We start from the raw sequence: 21,393 nt of genomic DNA on the forward strand, positions 1-21,393 counted from the left end.
GTCCCCCGGGCGCCGGACCCGCGACGTCGGTATCCTCGTCGGAACATGTCTGTCTCCCCCGAAGCCCCCTCCGACGAGCACTCCGATCTCCGGTCCGACGCCCGCCGCGTGGTCGCGGCCACCGTCGACGCCTGCGAGCCCGAGCTGATCGAGATGCGCCGCGACCTGCACGCGCACCCCGAGCTGTCCTGGAACGAGGTCCGCACGACCGAGCGGATCGCGGTCCGGCTGGAGGCGGTGGGCCTGCGGGTGCGACGTCTCCCGCGCAGCGGCCTGCTCGCCGAGGTCGGTGACAGCGGCCCCCTGGTCGCGCTGCGGGCCGACCTGGACGCCCTGCCGGTCGAGGACCGGACCACGGAGCCCTGGGCGAGCACCGTGTCCGGCGTGGCCCACGCGTGCGGTCACGACGTGCACGCCTCGGCCCTCACCGGGGCCGGGCTGGCCCTGGCGGAGGTGCACCGGGCCGGGCTGCTGCCGGGCCGGGTGCGGCTGCTCTTCCAGCCCGCCGAGGAGGTCATGCCCGGCGGCGCGCTGGACCTCATGGCACAGGGTGCGCTGGACGGCGTCAGCCGGGTCTTCGGGCTGCACTGCGACCCGACCATCGACGTGGGCGAGGTCGGCCTTCGGGAGGGCCCGCTCACCGGCGCCGCGGACGCCCTCCAGGTCGACCTCAAGGGCAAGGGCGGCCACACCTCGCGCCCGCACCTCACCGAGGACCTGACGTTCGCCCTCGGCAAGCTGGTGACCGAGCTCCCCGCGATCCTCTCGCGCAGGCTGGACCCCCGCGCCGGGGTGAGCGTGGTCTGGGGCATGGTCCGGGCCGGGGCCACCCACAACGTCATCCCGGCGACCGGACGGGTGGCCGGGACCGTGCGGATGCTCGACGCCGTGGCCTGGGCGGACGCCGAGCGGATCATCCGGGAGCTGGTCGACCAGATCGTCGGCCCGTACGGCGTCGCCGCGGAGATCACCTACCAGCAGGGGGTGCCGCCGGTGGTCAACGAGCACCTGGCCACCGCCCTGCTCGGCCGCTCGATCGAGGCGGTGCTCGGGGAGGAGGGCCACGTGCCCACCCAGCAGAGCCTTGGCGGCGAGGACTTCGGCTGGTACCTCGACCGGGTCCCGGGGGCCATGGGCCGGCTGGGCACCCGCACCCCGGGCGGGCCGACCTACGACCTGCACCAGGGGGACCTGCTGGTCGACGAGCGGGCCACCGCCATCGGTGCCAGGGTGCTCGCCCAGGTGGCCGTCGAGACCCTGGGGCACCCCTCTGACCAGGCGGTCCCCGGGGGCCGGGTCACCGACTGATAACAGTTCCGTGTCAGGCGACGGGAACGGCGGAACCCGGTCTAGGGTGTGCGCGAGTACGCGCCCATGGCGGGCGGGTTGACCCCAGATCAGGAGGCGCCGTGAAGACGACGGCACGTGTGGCAGCGCTGGTGTGCAGTTCTGCACTCATCTTGGCCGGTTGCGGTGAGCGATCGGACGACAGCAACGCGAGCGGCAGCGAGACGCCGACGGCGAGCGAGTCCACCAGCGAGGCGCCGAAGGAGGACCACCCCGACTACAAGGCGTGCATGGTCTCCGACTCCGGCGGCTTCGACGACAAGTCCTTCAACCAGACGTCCTACGCCGGCCTGCAGAACGCCGAGGAGAACCTCGGTGTGAAGACCGCCGAGGTCGAGTCCAACGCGCCGACCGAGTTCGCGGACAACATCAACGCGCTGGTCAAGCAGAACTGCAACAGCATCACGACCGTCGGCTTCCTGCTCGGCGACGCCACGCTGGCGGCGGCGAAGAAGAACAAGAAGGTCAACTTCTCGATCGTCGACTTCGCCTACGACAAGGCCCCCGCGAACCTCAAGGGCCTGACCTTCAACACCGCCGAGCCCGCGTTCCTCGCCGGCTACCTGGCGGCGGCGAAGTCCGAGACCGGCGTCGTGGGCACCTTCGGTGGCCTCAACATCCCGACCGTGACGATCTTCATGACCGGCTTCGTGCAGGGTGTGGAGAAGTTCAACGAGGACGAGGGCGCCGACGTGAAGGTCATCGGCTGGGACCCCGAGTCGCAGAAGGGCTCGTTCACGAACGACTTCGAGTCCAAGACCAAGGGCCAGAGCAGCGCTGAGGAGATGATCACGCAGGGTGCGGACATCATCTTCCCGGTCGCCGGTCCGGCCGGCCTCGGCGGCCTGCAGGCCGCCCAGGACAACGACGTCTGGGGCATCTGGGTCGACACCGACGGCTGCGTCTCGGCCGAGGAGTACTGCGACGTGCTGCTGACCTCGGTCATGAAGGGCATGGACGTGGCGGTCGAGGAGGCCATCCGCGCCGGGGCCAACGACGAGTTCGACAACGAGGTCTACGTCGGCACGCTCGACAACGGCGGCGTCGCGCTGGCGCCGTACGGCCCGAACGCCGACATCGACGACGAGCTGGACGCCACCATCCAGGACCTGCGTCAGCAGATCATCGACGGCGAGATCACCGTCGGCTGACAGCCGGCACGCAGGACACGCGACACCAGGTCGGGGCGGGGCTATCCCGCCCCGACTTGCGCGTTCTAGTCTCTAGCCTGACGCCCACCCGAAGGGGTGCGCGGCGACCCGTGCACAAAGGAGTGCGATGAAGCTCGAGATCCGGGGGCTGACCAAGCGATTCGGCTCGTTCACGGCGAACGACGCGATCGACCTGACCATCGAGCCGGGCGAGATCCACTGCCTGCTCGGCGAGAACGGCGCCGGCAAGTCGACCTTGATGAACATGCTCTACGGCCTGCTGGACCCCTCGGAGGGCGAGATCCTGGTCGACGACCGGCCGGTCACGTTCGTCACGCCGGCCGACTCGATCGCCGCCGGCATCGGCATGGTCCACCAGCACTTCATGCTCGTCCCGGTGTTCACCGTGGCGGAGAACGTCATGCTCGGTCGCGAGCAGACCCGGGGCCTGGGGGTGCTCAACCGCGCCGAGGCCGCGGCCCGGGTGCGCGAGCTCTCCGAGCGGTACGGCCTGAGGGTCGACCCGGACCGGCTCGTCGAGGACCTCCCGGTGGGCGTCCAGCAGCGGGTCGAGATCATCAAGGCCCTCGCCAACGACGCCCAGGTGCTGATCCTCGACGAGCCGACCGCGGTGCTCACGCCGCAGGAGATCGACGAGCTCATGCAGATCATGCGCGAGCTCAAGGCCAAGGGCACCTCGATCATCTTCATCACCCACAAGCTCAGGGAGGTCAAGGCGGTCGGCGACCGGATCAGCGTGATCCGGCGCGGCAAGGTCGTCGGGACCGCCTCGCCGGACACCTCGGAGGCCGAGCTCGCCGAGATGATGGTCGGCCGGTCGGTCAAGCTCACCGTCGACAAGGACGCCGCGACGACCGGCGAGGTCGTCCTCGACGCGCGCGGCGTGACCGTGGTCGACCCCCGCGGGCACCAGGTCGTCAAGGACGTCTCGTTCGAGGCCCGCGCCGGGGAGGTGCTGGGCATCGCCGGCGTCCAGGGCAACGGCCAGACCGAGCTCATCAAGTCGCTGCTGGGCCTGGTCAGGCCGGCCGCCGGCGAGATCTGGCTGGACGGGCGCAACATCAGCACGCACGGCCCGCGGGAGTCCCTGGAGGACGGCATCGGCTACATCCCGGAGGACCGCGCCCACGACGGGTACGTCGGCTCGTTCAGCGTCCGGGAGAACCTCGTGCTCGACCTGTACCGCAGTGACGACTTCTCCCGGGGACCGGCGCTGAACCGCGAGGCGATCGCCGCCAACGCGCGCAGCCGGATCGAGGAGTTCGACATCCGCACCGAGACGGCCGACTCCCCGGTGAGCTCCCTCTCGGGGGGCAACCAGCAGAAGGTCGTCGTCGCCCGCGAGTTCTCGCGGCCGCTGAAGGTGCTGATCGCCTCGCAGCCGACCCGCGGCGTCGACGTCGGCTCCATCGAGTTCATCCACAAGCGGATCATCGAGGAGCGCGACCGCGGGACCGCGGTGATCATCGTCTCGACCGAGCTGGACGAGATCTTCGGTCTCTCCGACCGGATCGCGGTGATGTACGACGGCCGCATCGTCGGCACCGTCACGCCCGACATCGCCCGCGAGGACATCGGCCTGATGATGGCCGGAGCCCACGAGCCCGCCGAGGGAGGAGCCGCATGAGCGACCCCACGACCACCGAGAAGCCGGTCGCGCCCGAGCCCGAGCGCCCGGCCCGCTCCCGCGCGGCCTCCTCCATGCAGTCCTGGCTGCCGACGGTGAAGGACTCGGTCGCCGCGATCGTGCTCGCGCTGCTGGTCGGCGCGGTGCTGATCATGTTCTCGACGCCACGGGTGATCGAGTCCCTGTCGTACTTCTTCTCCTACCCGTGGGACTTCTTCAAGTTCTCCGGGATCGCGGTCTTCGACGGCTACTCGGCGCTGGTCCGCGGCTCGGTGGGGTCCGGGTCCTCGCTGGTGCGCACGATCGAGCGGGCCGCGCCGCTGATCTGCGCGGGCCTCGGCGTGACGCTGGCCTTCCGCGCCGGAATGTTCAACATCGGGGCGCAGGGGCAGATGATCCTCGGTGCCGTCGCCGCCGGCTACATCGGCTTCCACTACGACCTGCCGGTCGGCCTGCACCTGCTGCTCGCCCTGGCCGGGGCGATCGTGCTCGGCGGGCTCTGGGGCGGGATCGCCGGCTTCCTCAAGGCGCGGACCGGGGCCCACGAGGTGATCACCACGATCATGCTCAACTACGTGGGACGCTTCGTCATCCTGTTCTTCCTGGGCAAGGAGACCTTCCAGCGGCCCAACTCCGACAACCTGCTCTCGCCCCCGGTGAACGACTCCGCCACCTTCCCGGCCGTGTTCGGGCTGCACCTCGGTGTGCTGCTGGCGATCGTCGCCGCCCTCGGCATCTGGTGGCTGCTCGAGCGCAGCACCTGGGGCTTCGAGATCCGGGCCGTCGGTGCCAACCCCCAGGCGGCCCGCACCGCCGGCATGAGCGTCTCGAGGGTGTACATCACGGCCATGGTCGTGGCCGGGATGCTGTCCGGCCTCGCGGTGTCGATGATGGTGCTCGGCCGCCAGGACCCGCTCACCGACCAGATCGCCGGCAGCGTCGGCTTCGACGCGATCACGGTGGCCCTGCTGGGCCGCGCCACGCCGCTCGGCACGGTGCTCGCCGGGCTGCTGTTCGGCGCCCTGTCCGCCGGTGGCCTGACGATGCAGGCCGCCGCCGGCGTGCCGCCCGAGCTGGCACAGGTCCTGCAGGCACTGATCGTGCTGTTCGTGGCCGCCCCCGCCCTCGTCCGTGGCCTGTTCCGGCTGCGCGGTGACGGCCAGGCGGTCGGCGTCGAGGCGAAGGGATGGGGAGGATGAGTGTGATCGAGGCTCCGGAGGCGACGACTCCGCAGGAGGCCACGGTGCGCGACCGCGCCGACGTCGCCCGTCAGGTGCGCCTGGTGGTCACGTTCGGGCTGAGCACCGCGATCCTGGTCTACTTCGCGCTCGCCATCGAGGACCCGCAGGTGACCTACATCCTCGGCGAGCGGGTCACCCAGGAGTTCCGGCCCAAGGACCTGACCACGACGTGGGTGTCCTGGCTGGCGATCGCGACCTCGCTGGTCGCGCTGGTGCTGGCGGCGCTCGACCGCTACCCGCGCCGGGGGGCCGGGCTCGCCCTCGCGCTGCTGGTCGGCGTGATGTTCTACCTCGGGTTCCTGATGTGGGCCTACACCGACCAGGCGGGGGCCTTCCAGGCGGCGATCGCGAACCCGATCCCGGGCACGATGCGGATCGCGACCCCGCTGGTGCTCGGTGCCCTGGCCGGCTGCCTGTGCGAGCGGGCCGGCGTGATCAACATCGCCATCGAGGGCCAGTTCCTCGCCGGCGCGTTCTTCGCCTCGGTGTTCAGCTCGATCGCGTTCACGTCGCTGGCCTTCATCCCGCTCGCGCTGGTGGCGCCGTTCGGTCTGCTCGGCGGCGTCCTCGCCGGCGTCGGCGTGGCGGCCATGCTCGGCCTGTTCGCGCTGCGCTACCAGGTCAACCAGGTGGTGCTGGGCGTGGTGCTGGTCGCGTTCGCCTCCGGCCTGACCAGCTTCCTGCTGGGCCAGATCCCGGGGGACCGCAAGGCCACCTTCAACAACCCGATGATCCTGGACGAGATCCGGATCCCGGTGCTCGCCGACATCCCGCTCCTCGGCCAGGCCCTGTTCGAGCAGACGATCCTGGTCTACCTGATGTTCGCCTCGGTCGCGTTCGTGACCTTCCTGCTGTTCGAGACCCGGTGGGGCCTGCGGGTCCGCTCCGTGGGCGAGCACCCGAAGGCCGCGGACACCGTCGGCATCAAGGTGAACCGGGTCCGCTGGCAGGCGGTGCTGCTCGGCGGTGTGTTCGCCGGGCTCGGCGGGGCCTACTACACGGTCGGCTCGACCGGGGCCTTCGACCGGGAGGTCTCGGCCGGCACCGGGTTCATCGCGCTGGCCGCGGTGATCATGGGCCGCTGGCACCCGATCGGGGCCACCTTCGCGGCCGTGTTCTTCGGGTTCATGTGGAACCTGCAGAACCAGCTCAGCTTCGTCGACAAGCTGCCGGGCGAGCTGCTCGGCGCGGCGCCGTACCTCGCCACGATCATCGCCGTGGCCGGCTTCGTCGGGAGGGTCCGCCCGCCCGCGGCCGACGGCGAACCGTACGTGAAGAGCTGACGTGGCCGAGCACGACGAGCGGGGCTTCGACTGGTCGCGCCTGCGGACGGCCGCCACCGAGGCGGCGGCGCACGCGTACGCGCCGTACTCGCGCTTCCACGTGGGCGCGGCCGCGCTGGTGGACGACGGCCGGCTGGTGGTCGGCTGCAACGTCGAGAACGCGGCGTACGGCGTGACGCTGTGCGCCGAGTGCGGCCTGGTCTCGCAGCTGCACGCCACCGGCGGCGGCCGGCTGACCCACTTCCTGTGCGTGAACGGCGACGGCACCGTGATCATGCCGTGCGGCCGCTGCCGCCAGCTCCTGCACGAGCACGGGGGCGCGGACCTGCTGCTGATGACGGTCTCCGGCGTCCGCCGGATGGACGAGGTCCTGCCCGACGCGTTCGGGCCGGACGACCTGGCCTGAGCCGGCCACCCACCCCGAGCGCGCGAGAAGGAGACCAGATGTCGGACCACGATGCGGTCGAGGTCATCACCACCAAGCGGGACCACGGCGAGCTGTCCGGCTCGCAGATCGAGTGGGTGATCGACGCCTACACCCGTGGCGAGGTCGCCGACGAGCAGATGTCGGCGCTGGCGATGGCGATCCTCCTCAACGGGATGACCCGGGACGAGATCGCCCGCTGGACCGCCGCGATGATCGCGTCGGGGGAGCGGATGGACTTCTCCTCGCTGTCGCGGCCCACGGCCGACAAGCACTCCACCGGCGGCGTCGGCGACAAGATCACGCTGCCGCTGGCGCCACTGGTCGCGGCGTGCGGCGTGGCGGTGCCGCAGCTCTCCGGCCGCGGTCTCGGCCACACCGGCGGCACGCTGGACAAGCTGGAGTCGATCCCCGGCTGGCGGGCCGCGCTGTCCAACGCCGAGATGCTCGACCAGCTGGAGTCGGTCGGCGCGGTCATCTGCGCGGCAGGGGACGGGCTCGCCCCCGCCGACAAGAAGCTCTACTCCCTGCGCGACGTCACCGGCACCGTCGAGGCGATCCCGCTGATCGCGTCGTCGATCATGAGCAAGAAGATCGCCGAGGGGACCGGCTCGCTGGTGCTGGACGTCAAGGTCGGCACCGGCGCCTTCATGAAGGACCTCGACCGGGCCCGTGAGCTGGCCTCCACGATGGTCGAGCTCGGCACCGGCGCCGGCGTGCACACCGTGGCGCTGCTCACCGACATGTCCACCCCGCTGGGGCGCACGGCGGGCAACGCCGTCGAGGTCGCCGAGTCGGTGGAGGTGCTGGCCGGCGGCGGGCCCGCGGACGTGGTCGAGCTGACCGTGGCCCTGGCCCGCGAGATGCTCGCCGGTGCCGGCATGGGCGACGTCGACCCCGCAGACCGCCTGGCCGACGGCTCCGCCATGGACGCCTGGAAGGCCATGATCCGGGCCCAGGGCGGAGACCCGGAGGCGGCGCTGCCGACCTCGCGGGAGTCGCACGTCGTGACCGCCCCCAGCACCGGGGTGCTCACCCGTCTGGACGCGATGGCGGTCGGGATGGCGTCGTGGCGGCTCGGCGCCGGCCGGGCCCGCAAGGAGGACCCCGTGCAGGACGGGGCCGGGGTGGTCTGGCACGCGCGACCCGGGGAGCCGGTCACCGAGGGTCAGCCGCTGTTCACCCTGCACACCGACGAGCCGGCCCGCTTCGAGCGCGCGCTGGCCTCCCTCGACGGGGGCTTCGACATCGGGCCCGAGGGCTCGTCGTACGCCCCCGGGCCGCTGGTGCTCGACCGGATCGGCTGAGCCCTACGGCAGCAGCAGGACGACGGTCTCCGCGACGCAGGCCGGCTTCGCCTCGTCCTCGATCTCGATCGTGTAGCGCATCGTCAGCTGCTTGCCCGCCGGGAGCTCGGTGACCTCGCCGACCGCGACGTGGGCGCGGACCCGCCGGCCGACCCGCACCGGGTGCGGGAAGCGGACCTTGTTCACGCCGTAGTTCAGCTTGGCCCCCGGGGTCTCGAACGTGACCACCTGGCTGCCGAGCAGCGGCACCAGCGAGAGCGTGAGGTAGCCGTGCGCGATGGTGCCGCCGAACGGGCCCTCCGCGGCGCGCTCGGCGTCCACGTGGATCCACTGGTGGTCCCCGGTCGCGTCGGCGAAGGTGTCGACGCGCTCCTGGTCGATCGTGAGCCACTCGGAGGTGCCGAGCTCGGCGCCGGCGGCCTCGGCGACCTCTTCCAGGGTGGTGAACACGCGCATGTCCGGATCCTCTCGTCTGGGTTGTCGAGCTCCTCGTGAACCTACTAGGCGGGCACGGTGCGAGGATGGCCGGGTGATCACGAGAGACGACGTACGCCGTGCGCCCAAGGTCCTGCTGCACGACCACCTCGACGGCGGCCTGCGGCCCGCCACCGTCGCCGAGCTGGCGGCGGAGGTCGGCCACGAGCTGCCCGCCACGGACCCCGAGGAGCTGGGCCGCTGGTTCGCCGAGGCCGCCGACTCCGGCTCGCTGGTGCGCTACCTGGAGACCTTCGACCACACCGTGGCGGTGATGCAGAACGGCCCGGCCCTGGCCAGGGTGGCCCGGGAGTGCGTCGAGGACCTGGCCGCGGACGGGGTGGTCTACGCGGAGATCCGGTATGCCCCGGAGCAGCACGTCGAGGGCGGGATGACCCTCGATGAGGTGGTCGCCGCCGTCCAGGACGGCTTCGAGGCCGGGATGGCCGCGGCCGGCGGGCGGATCGTGGTCCGCCAGCTGCTCACGGCGATGCGGCACCAGGCCCGCTCGATGGAGATCGCCGAGCTGGCCGTGGCCTGGCGGGACCGTGGCGTGGCCGGCTTCGACATCGCCGGCGCCGAGGCCGGCCACCCGCCGACCCGGCACCTGGACGCCTTCGAGTACCTCCAGCGGGAGAACTCGCACTTCACCATCCACGCCGGGGAGGCGTTCGGCCTGCCGTCGATCTGGCAGGCGATCCAGTGGTGCGGCGCCGACCGGCTCGGCCACGGGGTGCGGATCGTGGACGACATCACCGTCCACGACGACGGCTCGGTCGAGCTGGGGCGGCTGGCCGCGTACGTCCGGGACCAGCGGATCCCGCTCGAGATGTGCCCGGCCTCCAACGTGCAGACCGGCGCCGCCGAGTCGGTGGCCGAGCACCCGATCGGGCTGCTGACCCGGCTCCGGTTCCGGGTCACCGTCAACACCGACAACCGGCTGATGAGCGGCACGTCGATGACCGGCGAGATGCACGCGCTGGTCGAGGCGTTCGGCTACGGGTACGACGACCTGCAGTGGTTCACGATCAACGCGATGAAGTCGGCGTTCCTGCCCTTCGACGAGCGGCTGGCGCTCATCGACGAGGTGATCAAGCCCGGGTACGCCGCGCTGCGCCGATCCTGAGCCTGGCCAGGGGCCGGGCTCACGCGACCGGGCCGGGCACCGTGACGTCGTCGAGGAAGCAGTGCGCCCAGGTCTCGCCCGGCTCCCCGGACGTCATCAGCGGGTGCTCCGTGGCCTCGTGGTGGGCGCGGGCGTGCCGGCCCGGCGAGGAGTCGCAGCAGCCGACGTTGCCGCAGCCGAGGCAGATCCGCAGGTGCACCCAGGTGTCGCCCTCCCGGAGGCACTCCAGGCAGCCACCTGACCGGGGCAGCACGGGTGCCGACCCGGCACCGTGCGGACAGGCGTCGCCGGGCCACGCGTAGGAGACCAGCCGGGTGGTGTCGACCCAGCTGCGGTCGCCGGTGCCGGGTGCCGGGATCGCCGGCCGGGGGATCTCCAGCCGGTCCAGCACCGCCTGGAACAGCCGCCACCGGCTGGCCTGGGCGGCATCGATGACGTGGTCGACGCCGGCCCCGGCGAGGTCCGCGAGGTCGGCCGTTCCCTGGGGGCGCACCAGCACCGGGGCGGCGGTCAGCCGGCGCACCAGGACGGCGAGCCGGGCCGCCTGCTCGTGGTCGTCCTCCGCGATCACGACCGCCCGGGCCCGCTCGATCCCGGCCTCGGTGAGCACGTGCGCCCGCATCGCGTCGCCGCGCACCACCGGGATGCCGGCCGCGTCCGCCTCGCGGGCGCCACCGGGGTTGAGCGTGGTCATCACCACGGTCACGCCGAGGCCCTGGAGCTCGCGGGCCAGGTCGACCGAGTCGGCGCCCCAGCCCAGGACCAGGACGTGGTCCCCGCCGGGCAGGTCCTCCGGGGCGTCCACGGCCTCGGAGCGCCGGGTCCGGCCGGTCGCCGCCAGCCGGGTGCCGAGCGCCGCCAGGGCGGGGGTGGCGACCATGAGCAGCACCGTGGTGGCCACGAAGGCCTGCGCGCCGTCCTCGCCCAGCCCGGCCGGGCTGAGCCCGACCGCGGCGCCGGCGGTCACCAGCACGAACGAGAACTCGCCCACCTGGCCCAGCAGCAGGCCCGCCGAGAGCGCGGACCGCCAGCCCACCTTGAGGGGCAGCAGCGCCACGGTGGTGGTGAGGGTCTTCACGACCAGCACCACCAGCGCCGCACCCAGCACGAGGGGGAGGTTGGTCACCAGGAAGCCGAGGTCGAGCAGCATGCCGACGGAGACGAAGAAGACGGCCGAGAAGATGATCTGCAGGGGCAGCACCTCGGAGAAGGCGTGGGTGCTGTGCCGGCTCTCGCTCACCATGAGCCCGGCGAGGAACGCCCCGAGGGACACGCTGACGCCGGCCAGGGCGGTGAGGTAGGCGGTGCCCAGGCACAGCGCCACCACCGCCAGCAGGAACACCTCGGGCGAGCAGAGCGCCGCGATCCGCTCCAGCAGGGGCGGCATCGCCCGCCGGGCCACCAGCAGCACCCCCGCGACGACGAGCACCGCGACGCCGAGGGCCCGGGCCAGCGCCAGCAGGCCGCCGGTCGACCCGGTGCCGAGCACCGGCACGACCAGCACCATCGCGACCACCGCCAGGTCCTGGAAGATCAGCACCGCCAGCGCCAGCCGACCGCGGTCGGTGTTCATGCCTCCGGCGTCGCCGAGCAGCTTGAGGACGATGGCCGTGGACGACAGCGCCACCAGGAACCCCGTGAAGACCCCCGTGCGCAGGTCGCCGCCGGCGACCACGGTCAGCCCGACCCCGGCCGCCGTGGCGAGGGCGACCTGCGCGCCGCCGCCGAACGCGATCCAGCGCCAGACCCGGGCCAGCCGTTGGAGGGAGAACTCGATGCCGATGGTGAACAGCAGCAGCAGGACCCCGACCTCGGCGGCGGCGTCGACCGCCTCCGTCGAGGAGACCAGGCCGAGCTGGGCCGGTCCGATGATCACGCCGGCCACCAGGAAGCCGACGATCGGCACCACCCTGGACCGGACGCTGAGGTAGCCCACCACCGCGGCGGCCAGCACCAGGGCCGTGGTGGGCGCCAGGTAGCCGGGGACCTCAGCCCCCACCCAGACCGTCATGGGCACAGCCTTGGCGGTGCCGGCGACCAGGTCAAGCGGGCCGGCTCAGGTCCCGAGGGGCAGGACGGCGAACCACGGCGTGCTCCAGCCGGCCAGGCCCATCGTGGCCGCCACGAAGTCGGCGTCGGCCACCTCGACCGGGCGGCCGACGGCCGGGTCGTAGGTGGACAGGTCGGGGTCGAGGACCAGCACGACGTGCCGCGGCAGGAGCCGGCTGCCGACGTACACCGGGACCGGTCCGAGCGCGGCGGCGCGGCGGATCCGCGCGAGCATCGCGGCCCGCGCGAACGGGTTGACCGGGCGGGCGACGTGCCGGGTGCCGCCCGCGGACCGGTCCCGCGCGATCGCCCACGGTGGCGTGCCCAGGGCCGGCGGCCACGGCAGCTGGGCGCGGCCGAGCGGGTCGGTCGGCCCGGTCAGCGCCCGGTGCCGGGCCAGCACCGCCGCGGCGAACATCCCCGCGCCGCTGACCCGCTCGGCGTACGCCGGGTCGTCGACCATGCGCGCGACCTCGGCGACCGCGGCCCCGCAGCTGCGCCGGTCCGGCTGCACAAGGGGAGGCTCGAACAGGCTCACGGGACCGGCGCCAGCATGGAGGCCAGCTCGCGCCGGGCCTGCTCGGGGGTGGCCGGCCGGCAGCCCTTCGCCTCGGCGTCGGCGACCACCCGGCGCTGGTCGCGCAGGAGCGCCAACCCACGGCGGACCAGCACCAGCGGTGGCTTCCGGTGCTCGCGGAGGTCCCGGGTGAGCCGTCGCCAGAAGGTGACGACCGGGTGCTGGCGCACGCAGTACGCCGCCGCGAGCAGGCCGCGCTCGGCGCACGGGCCGACCACGTCCTGGGCGAAGATCCCCTCGGCCACGACGTGCTCCGCCCCGGCCAGGTCGAGGAGCTGCCAGCCCCGGCGACCGTCGTGGGCGATGTCGTAGACCGGGACCTGGACCCGGCCGGTGCGGCACAGTCGCTCCAGACAGGCGACGGCGTCGTCCTGCAGCCAGGAGTCGGGGTGGTCCCAGTCGACCAGGCCGAGGTTCGCGCCCTCGAGGATCCGGGGCAGCGTGGGGTCCGAGCCGTCCTTGTAGAAGTCGTCGAGCCGGAGCACCGGCAGCCCGAGCCGCTCGGCGAGCCGCGACTTGCCGGCGCCCGAGGGGCCGGCCAGGACGATCACGCGGGAGGGCACCGCGACATTGTGCCCGACGATTCCGCGGACGCGGGAGCCGCGGGTGCACTATCGTCAGGACATCCCGTGAGGCACGGGGGATCCGCGGGGGCGGATAGCTGGGGGAGCAGTCATGGGGACAGGAAGTCACGCGCGCAAGCGCGCTCATACGTCGAAGGCACTGGCCGGACTCGTGCTGATGTCGGTGTCCGCGGGCGCCGGTGTCGGCTGGCTGTCGTCGCCGGTCGCCTCGCAGGACGAGTGCGCCGACGGCACCCGCATCGAGCTGGCCGCCGCGCCGGCGATCGCCCCGGTGCTCGAGGCCGCGGCCGCTCGTGAGACGCACGGCTGCACCCGGGTCGTGGTCACCGCGACCGGCCCCGCGGACGCCCTGGCCGACCTCCTCGCCGGCGGCGAGGGCGCCCCGGAGCTGTGGGTGCCGGACTCGACGATGTGGGTCGACCAGCTCACCGCGTCCGGCGGCAGTGCGAAGCGGCTCGCCGCGAGCCTCGCGACGAGCCCGGTGCTGCTCGCCGGTGGCCCGTCCGCCGACGCCCCCGACTCCTGGTTCGCCGCCCTCGCCTCGGGCCGGGTCTCGATGCGGGACCCGCTGGCGCACGGCTCGGCCGCCCTCGCGCTCGTCGCGCCCCGCGCCGAGAGCGCCGAGTCCGGGGTCACCCCCGAGCAGGTCCAGGCACGCCTGGTGCCGGTCGCGCAGAAGTACGGCGAGCACCGGGCCGCCGCGCCCGACGCCGACCCGATGGCCGACATGACCGCCACCTCCCAGATGCTGGTGCCGGTCACCGAGCAGGAGTTCCTGAACGGTCGGCGCACCAACCGCGCGCTCACCGCGGTGCTGCCGCGGACCGGCGCGCCGATGGCCGCCTACCCGCTGGTCGCCGCGTCGTCGGCCTCACCGGAGGCGCTGGAGGCCGGTCGGGCGCTGGCCGGCCACCTCGAGAAGTCGGCCGGGCGCGAGCTGCTCGCCGAGCACCACTTCCGGGGCGCCGACGGCGCCCCCCTCGCCGGCGGGATCGGACTGGGCCGGGTCGACCGGCTCGCGCTGCCCTCGGCCGCCGAGGCCCAGGCGGACCTGCGCACGTGGGAGGTGCTCACCGTCCCCTCGAGCATCCTGGCCGTCCTCGACGCGTCCCGGTCCATGGGTCTCGACGCCGGTGGCCGGAGCCGCATCGAGCTGGCCGCGGCCGCGGCCGGGTCCGCCCTGGAGCGCTTCCCAGGCAACGCCCGGGTCGGCCTGTGGCTGTTCTCCGGCAGCCTGGGCGGTCCGCAGGCCGACCACCGCGAGCTGGCCCCGCTGAAGCGGCTCGCCGCCCGGTCGGCGGGGAGGACCCAGCGCGAGGTGCTCGCCACCGCCGTCCAGCGGGCGGTCGGCCTGGCCCGGGGCGCGGGGACCGGGCTGCACGACACGACGCTTGCGGCCTTCCGCGAGGCCACCGAGAAGTACGACCCCGCCTACTTCAACGCGGTCGTCGTCATCACCGACGGTGCCGACGACCCCGACCCGCTCGGCCACGAGCAGCTGCTCGAGGCGCTCCGGGCCGAGATGGACCCGAACCGGCCGGTGCGGATCATCGCGATCGGCATCGGCGAGGACACCGACATGGCGTCCCTGACCGCGATCGCCGAGACGACCAACGGGTCGGCGTACCTCGCCCGGGACCCGCGCGACGTCCTCGAGGTCGTCGGGCAGGCCCTGCTGGCCCGCTGACCCGCCGGCCTCTCAGAGACCGACCGGGTGCCAGACGGTCTTGACCTCGAGGAAGTTCGTCAACCGCCCGGTGCCCGGGTCGAGCGACCAGTCCGGCTCGGCGGCCGGGGCCCGCCGGACCCGCTTGAGGTTCTCCGCGGCCGCCTCCTCGAGCCGGGCGGCGTGCTCGGGGTCACCCGCGGCGCCGGTGAGGTCGATCGCGTTGACGTCCATGTGCGAGGCCAGCCACGGGGCGGTGTTGCCGACGGTGCCGGTGAGGATGTTGACGACCCCGCCGGGGACGTCGGAGGTGGCCAGCACCTCGGCGAAGGTCACCGCCGGCAGCGGCCGGTCGGCCGACGAGCAGACCACGGCCGTGTTGCCGGTGACGATGACCGGGGCCACGACGCTGACCAGTCCGAGGAGGCTGGACTCCTGCGGCGCGAGCACGGCGACCACGCCGGTCGGCTCGGGCGTGGAGAGGTTGAAGAACGGACCCGCGACCGGGTTGGCGCCGCCGACGACCTGGGTGACCTTGTCCGCCCAGCCGGCGTACCAGACCAGCCGGTCGATCGCCTCGTCCACGACCCGCCCGGCCCGGGCGGCGTTGAGACCCTCCGAGACGCGCACCGCGTCGACGAACTGCGGGCGCCGGTCCTCCATGACCTCGGCGATCCGGTAGACGATCTGCGCGCGGTTGTACGCCGTCCGGCCGGACCAGCCCGGGAACGCCTTGCGAGCGGCCTGCACCGCGTCCCGGGCGTCCTTGCGCGAGGCCAGCGCGGCGTTGGCCAGGAACTTCCCCTTGGCGTCGTTGACGACGTAGGAGTGGCCGGACTCCGAGCGCGGGAAGGCGCCGCCGATGTAGAGCTTGTAGGTCTTCCGCACGTCCAGGCGTGCGGAGCCGGTCGGGGTCGTGGTCTTCGTCGCCATCAGCGCTCTCCTGCCGTGAGGTAGGCCTCGAGGCCGTGCCGGCCGCCTTCCCGGCCGTAGCCGGACTCCTTGTACCCGCCGAAGGGGCTGGTCGGGTCGAACTTGTTGAACGTGTTGGCCCACACGACGCCGGCGCGCAGCTGGTCGGCCATCCAGAGGATCCGCGAGCCCTTGTCGGTCCAGATCCCCGCGGACAGGCCGTACGGCGTGTTGTTGGCCTTCTCGACCGCCTCGGTCGGGGTGCGGAAGGTCAGCACGGAGAGCACCGGGCCGAAGATCTCCTCGCGGGCGATCCGGTGCGCCTGGGAGACGCCGGTGAACAGCGTCGGCGGGAACCAGAAGCCCTGGCCGGGCAGGTCGCAGGCGGCCGACCAGCGACCGGCCCCCTCGGCCTCGCCGACCTCGACCAGCTCCTTGATCCGGGCCAGCTGCATGGGTGAGTTGATCGCACCCACGTCGGTGTTCTTGTCGAGCGGGTCGCCGACCCGCAGCGTGCCCATGCGGCGCTTGAGCCGCTCGAGGACCTCGTCGGCGACGCTCTCCTGGACCAGCAGGCGGCTGCCGGCGCAGCACACGTGGCCCTGGTTGAAGAAGATCCCGTTGACGATCCCCTCCACCGCCTGGTCGATCGGGGCGTCGTCGAAGACGATGTTGGCGGCCTTGCCGCCCAGCTCGAGGGTCACCCTCTTGTCGGTTCCCGCGACGGTCTTCGCGATCGCCCGGCCGACCCCGGTCGAGCCGGTGAACGCGACCTTGTCGACGTCGGGGTGGGCCACGATCGCCTGGCCGGTGGCACCGGCCCCGGTCACGATGTTGACCACGCCCGGCGGCAGGTCGGCCTGCTGGCAGATCTCGGCGAACAGGAGGGCGGTGAGCGGGGTGGTCTCGGCCGGCTTGAGCACGACCGTGTTCCCCGCGGCCAGGGCCGGGGCGATCTTCCAGGCCAGCATCAGCAGCGGGAAGTTCCAGGGGATGACCTGACCGGCCACGCCGAGCGACGTGGTGCCGTAGCCGGAGTACTCCAGCTTGTCGGCCCAGCCCGCGTAGTAGAAGAAGTGCGCCGCCGCGGTCGGGACGTCGACGTCGCGGGACTCCTTGATCGGCTTGCCGTTGTCGATCGACTCCAGCACCGCGATCTCGCGGCCGCGCTCCTGGATGATCCGGGCGATCCGGTAGAGGTACTTCGCCCGCTCGGCGCCGGTCATCTTCGACCAGACCCGGCTGTGGGCGCGCCGCGCGGCACGGACGGCCGCGTCGACATCGGCCTCACTGGCCTCGGCGACCTCGGCCAGGACCTCCTCGGTGGCGGGGTTGACGGTCTTGAACGCCGTCCCGGACCCGTCGACGAACTCGCCGTTGACGAACAGCCCGTAGGAGCCCTTGATGTCCACGATCGCCCGGGACTCGGGCGCGGGTGCGTAGTCGAATGTCATCGCGATCAGTCCAGCGTGAAGTAGTCGGGGCCGGAGTAGCGGCCGGTGGTCATCTTGGTGCGCTGCATGAGCAGGTCGTTGAGCAGCGTCGAGGCCCCGAAGCGGAACCAGTCCGGGTCCAGCCAGTCGGGCCCGGCGACCTCGTTGACCGTGACGAGGTACTTGATCGCGTCCTTGCTCGAGCGGATCCCGCCGGCCGGCTTGACGCCGACCATCTGCCCGGTCGCCGCCCGGAAGTCCCGGACCGCCTCGAGCATGATCATCGTCACCGGGAGGGTGGCGGCGGGCTGGACCTTGCCGGTCGAGGTCTTGATGAAGTGCCCCCCGGCCATCATCGCCAGCCACGAGGCGCGGCGGACGTTGTCGTAGGTCTGCAGCTCACCGGTCTCGAAGATCACCTTGAGGTGGGCGGGACCGCAGGCCTCCCGGACGGCCACGATCTCCTCGAAGACCTGGAGGTAGCGGCCGGACAGGAACGCGCCACGGTCGATGACCATGTCGATCTCGTCGGCCCCTGCCTCAACCGCGTCGCGGGTGTCGGCCAGCTTGATGTCGAGTGCGGCCCGACCGCTGGGGAAGGCGGTGGCGACCGCGGCGACGTTCACGCCGCTGCTGCCGAGGGTCTCCTTCGCCACGCCGACCATGTCGGGGTAGACGCAGACGGCCGCGGCGGGCGGGCAGCTCGGGTCGGCGGGGTCCGGGCGCATCGCCTTGCTGGCCAGCGCCCGCACCTTGCCCGGGGTGTCCTGGCCCTCCAGCGTGGTCAGGTCGACCATGCGGATCGCCAGGTCGATGGCGTAGGCCTTGGCCGTGGTCTTGATCGAGCGGGTGCCGAGGGAGGCCGCGCGGGCCTCCGCGCCGACCTGGTCGACACCGGGGAGACCGTGGAGGAACCGGCGCAGCGAGGACTCGGACGCGGTGACGTCGTCGAATCCGCCAGCGGCTGCGCTCGACGCTGAGGCAGTGGTGGAGGTGGGGGTCACCGGCCCAGCATAGGCTGTGCGCCGCACCCCAGGACAATCCGAGGAGCGAGCGATGGAGCAGCAGCAACCGGACCGGTTGGGACCCACGAACGGCCGCTACTCGGGGATCTTCGGGATCGCTCTCGTCGTGCTGCTGGCGCTGGGCTCCCTGGTGGACGGCTGGCAGGCCGGCGACGCCGCGATCCTGGCCGGACTGGCGCTGGCGGCGCTGCTGATCTGGGCCGTGGTGCTGCGCCCGGTCGTGCTGATCGACGGGTCCGACCTGGTGCTGCGCAACATGTTCTCCACCACCCGGGTGGCGCTGGCCGCCGTCGAGGAGGTCCAGGTCAAGCACGTGCTGACCGTGCTGGCCGAGGGCCGGACCCTGCACTCGACGGCGATCAACCGCAAGCGGGTGCGGCGGACCAGGGCGGCAGCCCGCACCGGCCGCACCGGCCACGAGCCGGGGCCGGTGCACCCGTCGTTCCCGGACCTGGTGGAGTCGAGGATCCGGCGGCTGGCCGCGGACGAGCGTCAGCGCCGAGGTGCCGAGGGCGCCGCCGTCGACCCGACTCCCGCCGTGCGCCGCGAGTGGTCCTGGCCGCTGGTGGCGGTGGCGGTCGCCCTGCTCGTGGACACCGCGGCGCTGACACTGCTCTTCGCCTGAGGACCCCGGCCGCTCAGAGCCCGACTCAGAGCCCGGCGGCCGCCTTGACATCGTGGCGGAGGGCGTCCAGGCGTCCGACCGCCGCGATCCGGGCGGCGTCGACGCCGTCCTGCGGGTCGACCGGCACGACCACCTCGAGGTAGCACTTGATCTTCGGCTCGGTCCCGCTCGGGCGGACGATCACCCGGGCGCCCTCGGCCAGCCGGTAGCGCAGCCCGTCGGTGGGCGGCAGGTCGGCGCTGCCGGCGGTCAGGTCGTCGACCTGCTCCACCGCAAGCCCGCCGAGCCGTGTGGGCGGCGTGCCGCGCAGCCGGGCCATCGCCTCGGCGATCACGGAGACGTCGTCGACCCGGACCGAGAGCTGGTCGGTGGCGTGCAGGCCGTGCCGGGCGGCGATGTCGTCGAGCAGGTCGCTCAGGCCACGGCCCTCGGCCTTGGCCCGGGCGGCGATGTCGCAGAGCAGCAGGAGCGCGGAGACCCCGTCCTTGTCCCGGACGTGCCCGGGGTCGACGCAGTAGCCGAGGGCCTCCTCGTAGCCGAACGCGAGCTCGTCCACCCGGCCGATCCACTTGAAGCCCGTGAGCGTCTCGGCGTACTCCTGCCCCGCGGCGGCGGCGAGCCGTCCCAGCAGGGAGGAGGAGACGATCGAGGTGGCGTAGACGCCCTCCTTGCCGGAGCGCAGGAGGTGGTCCCCGAGCAGCGCGCCCACCTCGTCGCCGCGCAGCATCCGCCAGCCGTGCGGCCCGGGGATCGCGGCCGCGCACCGGTCGGCGTCCGGGTCGTTGGCCACCACCAGGTCCGCGTCCACCTCGGAGGCGAGCGCCATCGCCAGGTCCATCGCGCCGGGCTCCTCCGGGTTGGGGAACGCCACCGTCGGGAACTCCGGGTCGGGATCGGCCTGCTGGGGCACCACGTGCGGGGTCGCGAAGCCGGCCGCCTCGAGCGCGCGCAGCACGGAGGTGCTGCCGACGCCGTGCAGGGGCGTGTAGACGATCCCCAGGTCGCGTGGGCCGGGCTCGGCGACCCGGCCGGCCGCGGCGAGGTAGGCCTCGACCACCTCCTCGCCGAGCACCGTCCCGCCGGCACCGCGGGGGACGTCGGCCAGCGCGCCGACGGCGGCGATCCGGGCGGCGATCTCCTCGTCCGCGGGGGGCACGATCTGGCTGCCGTCCCCGAGGTAGACCTTGTAGCCGTTGTCCTGGGGCGGGTTGTGGCTGGCCGTCACCATCACACCGGCCACGCAGTCGAGCTCGCGGATGGCGAAGGCCAGCACCGGCGTCGGCAGCGGTCGCGGCAGCACCAGCGCGCGCAGCCCCGCGCCGGTCATGACCTCGGCGGTGTCCCGCGCGAAGACGTCGGAGTTGTGTCGGGCGTCGTAGCCGATCACCACCGCCGCGCCGTCCGCCGCTCCCTGGTCGCGCAGGTACGCCGCGAGGCCGGCCGCGGCCCGGGTCACCACGACCCGGTTCATCCGGTTCGGCCCGGCACCCAGGGCGCCGCGGAGTCCGGCGGTGCCGAACTCGAGGGTCCCGGCGAACCGGTCGGCCAGCTCGGCGTCGTCGCCGCCGGCCTCCACGGAGGCGATCGTCCGCTCCAGCTCGGATCGGGTGACGGCGTCGGGGTCCTCGGCGGCCCAGGCGCGGGCGGCGGCCAGCAGTTCGCTCATGCGCTCAACGTAGTACCCGGCGTCGGGAGATCAGCGGCGGCCGCGGGGGCCGTACGTCGGGGCCACCTTCGCGAACGCCGCCTTCTGCGCGGCCTTGGTGTTGTCGGCGAACAGCAGGAAGGCCTGCTCGATCCTCTCCCGGGCGAAGGTCCGGCGCGGGCTGGCGGTCCAGGTCTGGTTGAAGATCCGCTTGGTGGCCGCGAGGGCGTCGGGGGAGCGCTGCGCGAGCTGGTCGGCCAGCTCGACGGCGGCGGCGACCGGGTCGGCCGCGACCTCGGTCACCAGGCCGAGGTCGTGGGCCTCCTTGCCGGAGAGCACCTGCGCGGTCATCGCCAACCGCTTGGCGGTGTCGATGCCGACCAGCTCGGCCAGGCTGCGCACGCCGGTCATGTCGGGGATGATCCCCCAGCGCCCCTCGAGCACCGACCACTGCGAGTCCGGGGCGGCGATCCGGAAGTCGGCGGCCAGGGCGATCTGGATCCCGCCGCCGTAGCAGTGGCCCTCGACCGCGGCGATGACCGGCACCGGCAGCCGGCGCCACGCCCAGCAGGCCTCCTGGAAGGTGTTGGTCCCGCGCCACGGACGGGGCAGGAACGCGGTCACCAGGCCCCGCCGGTCCTTCATCACCGTCGCGAAGTCGAGCCCGGCGCAGAACGACGACCCCTCGCCGGCGAGCACCACGGCTCGGAGCGTGCGGTCCTCCCGGAGGCCCCGCGCGACCTCGATCAGCTCCTCGAGGGTCTGGAGGGTGAGCGCGTTGAGCTTCTCGGGCCGGTCCAGCCGGACGTGCGCGATGCCGTCGGACACGGTGCAGGTGACGAGGTGGGTCATGGCCCAAGGCTAGTCGGCCCCGAC

Annotated in this window: 19 protein-coding genes; 10 read left to right on the forward strand and 9 right to left on the reverse strand. The window is 73.0% G+C overall.

Going from position 1 to position 21,393, the window contains the following annotated elements; all coding sequences use genetic code 11:
- Positions 1-45: 45 nt before the first annotated feature.
- From IE331_RS03390 to IE331_RS03420, 7 genes are all read left to right on the forward strand, one after another.
- Positions 46-1,308: an amidohydrolase gene (locus IE331_RS03390; RefSeq protein WP_192140477.1), complete on the forward strand. Its 1,263-nt coding sequence runs from the start codon at positions 46-48 to the stop codon at positions 1,306-1,308.
- 269 nt (positions 1,309-1,577) lie between these two features.
- Positions 1,578-2,498, forward strand: a complete 921-nt coding sequence (locus tag IE331_RS03395; RefSeq protein WP_201930987.1) for a BMP family lipoprotein — start codon at positions 1,578-1,580, stop codon at positions 2,496-2,498.
- Between the two features lie 127 nt (positions 2,499-2,625).
- On the forward strand, positions 2,626-4,146 hold the full coding sequence (locus tag IE331_RS03400; RefSeq protein ID WP_192140481.1) for an ABC transporter ATP-binding protein: 1,521 nt from the start codon (positions 2,626-2,628) through the stop codon (positions 4,144-4,146).
- Positions 4,143-5,345, forward strand: coding sequence for an ABC transporter permease (locus IE331_RS03405; protein WP_201930989.1), 1,203 nt, complete (start codon positions 4,143-4,145; stop codon positions 5,343-5,345). The genes IE331_RS03400 and IE331_RS03405 overlap by 4 nt, the downstream gene beginning before the upstream one ends.
- Positions 5,342-6,670 (forward strand): ABC transporter permease, encoded by a 1,329-nt coding sequence (locus IE331_RS03410; protein WP_192140483.1) that lies wholly within the window; start codon positions 5,342-5,344, stop codon positions 6,668-6,670. Before IE331_RS03405 ends, IE331_RS03410 begins: the two co-directional genes overlap by 4 nt.
- Position 6,671: 1 nt before the next feature.
- Positions 6,672-7,076 (forward strand): cytidine deaminase, encoded by a 405-nt coding sequence (locus tag IE331_RS03415; RefSeq protein WP_192140485.1) that lies wholly within the window; start codon positions 6,672-6,674, stop codon positions 7,074-7,076.
- Between the two features lie 38 nt (positions 7,077-7,114).
- Entirely contained in the window at positions 7,115-8,401 is a 1,287-nt protein-coding gene (locus IE331_RS03420; protein ID WP_192140487.1) for a thymidine phosphorylase, read from the forward strand.
- 3 nt (positions 8,402-8,404) lie between these two features.
- Here the strand turns inward: IE331_RS03420 and IE331_RS03425 are convergent, their stop codons facing one another.
- Positions 8,405-8,857, reverse strand: a complete 453-nt coding sequence (locus IE331_RS03425; protein ID WP_192140489.1) for a MaoC family dehydratase — start codon at positions 8,855-8,857, stop codon at positions 8,405-8,407.
- A gap of 73 nt (positions 8,858-8,930) precedes the next feature.
- Here IE331_RS03425 and IE331_RS03430 point away from each other — a divergent pair, with 73 nt between their 5' ends.
- Entirely contained in the window at positions 8,931-10,001 is a 1,071-nt protein-coding gene (locus tag IE331_RS03430; RefSeq protein ID WP_318646756.1) for an adenosine deaminase, read from the forward strand.
- Positions 10,002-10,020: 19 nt separating this feature from the next.
- Here the strand turns inward: IE331_RS03430 and IE331_RS03435 are convergent, their stop codons facing one another.
- From IE331_RS03435 to IE331_RS03445, 3 genes are read right to left on the reverse strand one after another with little or no spacing between them, the layout of a single operon-like run.
- Positions 10,021-12,012, reverse strand: a complete 1,992-nt coding sequence (locus IE331_RS03435; protein WP_192140493.1) for a cation:proton antiporter — start codon at positions 12,010-12,012, stop codon at positions 10,021-10,023.
- 45 nt (positions 12,013-12,057) lie between these two features.
- Positions 12,058-12,564, reverse strand: a complete 507-nt coding sequence (locus IE331_RS03440) for a hypothetical protein (RefSeq protein WP_192140495.1) — start codon at positions 12,562-12,564, stop codon at positions 12,058-12,060.
- A gap of 20 nt (positions 12,565-12,584) precedes the next feature.
- The gene (locus IE331_RS03445; RefSeq protein ID WP_192140497.1) at positions 12,585-13,190 is read right to left on the reverse strand and encodes a uridine kinase family protein; all 606 of its coding nucleotides are present in this window, start codon (positions 13,188-13,190) and stop codon (positions 12,585-12,587) included.
- Positions 13,191-13,302: 112 nt separating this feature from the next.
- Between IE331_RS03445 and IE331_RS03450 the strand changes: the two genes are divergently transcribed.
- On the forward strand, positions 13,303-14,898 hold the full coding sequence (locus tag IE331_RS03450) for a substrate-binding domain-containing protein (protein WP_192140499.1): 1,596 nt from the start codon (positions 13,303-13,305) through the stop codon (positions 14,896-14,898).
- Positions 14,899-14,910: 12 nt separating this feature from the next.
- Here IE331_RS03450 and IE331_RS03455 read toward each other — a convergent pair whose 3' ends face one another.
- From IE331_RS03455 to deoC, 3 genes are read right to left on the reverse strand one after another with little or no spacing between them, the layout of a single operon-like run.
- Positions 14,911-15,810, reverse strand: coding sequence for an aldehyde dehydrogenase family protein (locus tag IE331_RS03455; protein WP_192140501.1), 900 nt, complete (start codon positions 15,808-15,810; stop codon positions 14,911-14,913).
- Positions 15,810-17,243: an aldehyde dehydrogenase family protein gene (locus IE331_RS03460; protein WP_192140504.1), complete on the reverse strand. Its 1,434-nt coding sequence runs from the start codon at positions 17,241-17,243 to the stop codon at positions 15,810-15,812. Before IE331_RS03460 ends, IE331_RS03455 begins: the two co-directional genes overlap by 1 nt.
- 5 nt (positions 17,244-17,248) lie before the next feature.
- Positions 17,249-18,226, reverse strand: coding sequence for a deoxyribose-phosphate aldolase (gene deoC, locus IE331_RS03465; RefSeq protein ID WP_192140505.1), 978 nt, complete (start codon positions 18,224-18,226; stop codon positions 17,249-17,251).
- Positions 18,227-18,278: 52 nt separating this feature from the next.
- Here deoC and IE331_RS03470 point away from each other — a divergent pair, with 52 nt between their 5' ends.
- Positions 18,279-18,872: a hypothetical protein gene (locus IE331_RS03470; RefSeq protein WP_192140507.1), complete on the forward strand. Its 594-nt coding sequence runs from the start codon at positions 18,279-18,281 to the stop codon at positions 18,870-18,872.
- 25 nt (positions 18,873-18,897) lie between these two features.
- Here the strand turns inward: IE331_RS03470 and IE331_RS03475 are convergent, their stop codons facing one another.
- Together IE331_RS03475 and IE331_RS03480 are read right to left on the reverse strand one after the other, a co-directional pair.
- Entirely contained in the window at positions 18,898-20,538 is a 1,641-nt protein-coding gene (locus IE331_RS03475) for a phospho-sugar mutase (protein WP_192140509.1), read from the reverse strand.
- Positions 20,539-20,568: 30 nt separating this feature from the next.
- Entirely contained in the window at positions 20,569-21,369 is an 801-nt protein-coding gene (locus IE331_RS03480) for a crotonase/enoyl-CoA hydratase family protein (protein ID WP_192140511.1), read from the reverse strand.
- Between the last annotated feature and the right edge of the window lie 24 nt (positions 21,370-21,393).

Origin of the sequence: Nocardioides donggukensis, assembly GCF_014842875.1 — a bacterium.
GTDB classification, from domain to species: Bacteria; Actinomycetota; Actinomycetes; order Propionibacteriales; family Nocardioidaceae; genus Nocardioides; species Nocardioides donggukensis.

Excerpts from the sequence above, each read along its gene's own strand:
- IE331_RS03390 (WP_192140477.1), top strand. The coding sequence starts at position 46 with ATGTCTGTCTCCCCCGAAGCCCCCTCCGACGAGCACTCCGATCTCCGG.
- IE331_RS03395 (WP_201930987.1), top strand. The coding sequence starts at position 1,578 with ATGGTCTCCGACTCCGGCGGCTTCGACGACAAGTCCTTCAACCAGACG.
- IE331_RS03400 (WP_192140481.1), top strand. The coding sequence starts at position 2,626 with ATGAAGCTCGAGATCCGGGGGCTGACCAAGCGATTCGGCTCGTTCACG.
- IE331_RS03405 (WP_201930989.1), top strand. The coding sequence starts at position 4,143 with ATGAGCGACCCCACGACCACCGAGAAGCCGGTCGCGCCCGAGCCCGAG.
- IE331_RS03410 (WP_192140483.1), top strand. The coding sequence starts at position 5,342 with ATGAGTGTGATCGAGGCTCCGGAGGCGACGACTCCGCAGGAGGCCACG.
- IE331_RS03420 (WP_192140487.1), top strand. The coding sequence starts at position 7,115 with ATGTCGGACCACGATGCGGTCGAGGTCATCACCACCAAGCGGGACCAC.
- IE331_RS03425 (WP_192140489.1), bottom strand. The coding sequence starts at position 8,857 with ATGCGCGTGTTCACCACCCTGGAAGAGGTCGCCGAGGCCGCCGGCGCC.
- IE331_RS03435 (WP_192140493.1), bottom strand. The coding sequence starts at position 12,012 with ATGACGGTCTGGGTGGGGGCTGAGGTCCCCGGCTACCTGGCGCCCACC.
- IE331_RS03450 (WP_192140499.1), top strand. The coding sequence starts at position 13,303 with ATGGGGACAGGAAGTCACGCGCGCAAGCGCGCTCATACGTCGAAGGCA.
- IE331_RS03455 (WP_192140501.1), bottom strand. The coding sequence starts at position 15,810 with ATGGCGACGAAGACCACGACCCCGACCGGCTCCGCACGCCTGGACGTG.
- IE331_RS03460 (WP_192140504.1), bottom strand. The coding sequence starts at position 17,243 with ATGACATTCGACTACGCACCCGCGCCCGAGTCCCGGGCGATCGTGGAC.
- IE331_RS03470 (WP_192140507.1), top strand. The coding sequence starts at position 18,279 with ATGGAGCAGCAGCAACCGGACCGGTTGGGACCCACGAACGGCCGCTAC.
- IE331_RS03475 (WP_192140509.1), bottom strand. The coding sequence starts at position 20,538 with ATGAGCGAACTGCTGGCCGCCGCCCGCGCCTGGGCCGCCGAGGACCCC.
- IE331_RS03480 (WP_192140511.1), bottom strand. The coding sequence starts at position 21,369 with ATGACCCACCTCGTCACCTGCACCGTGTCCGACGGCATCGCGCACGTC.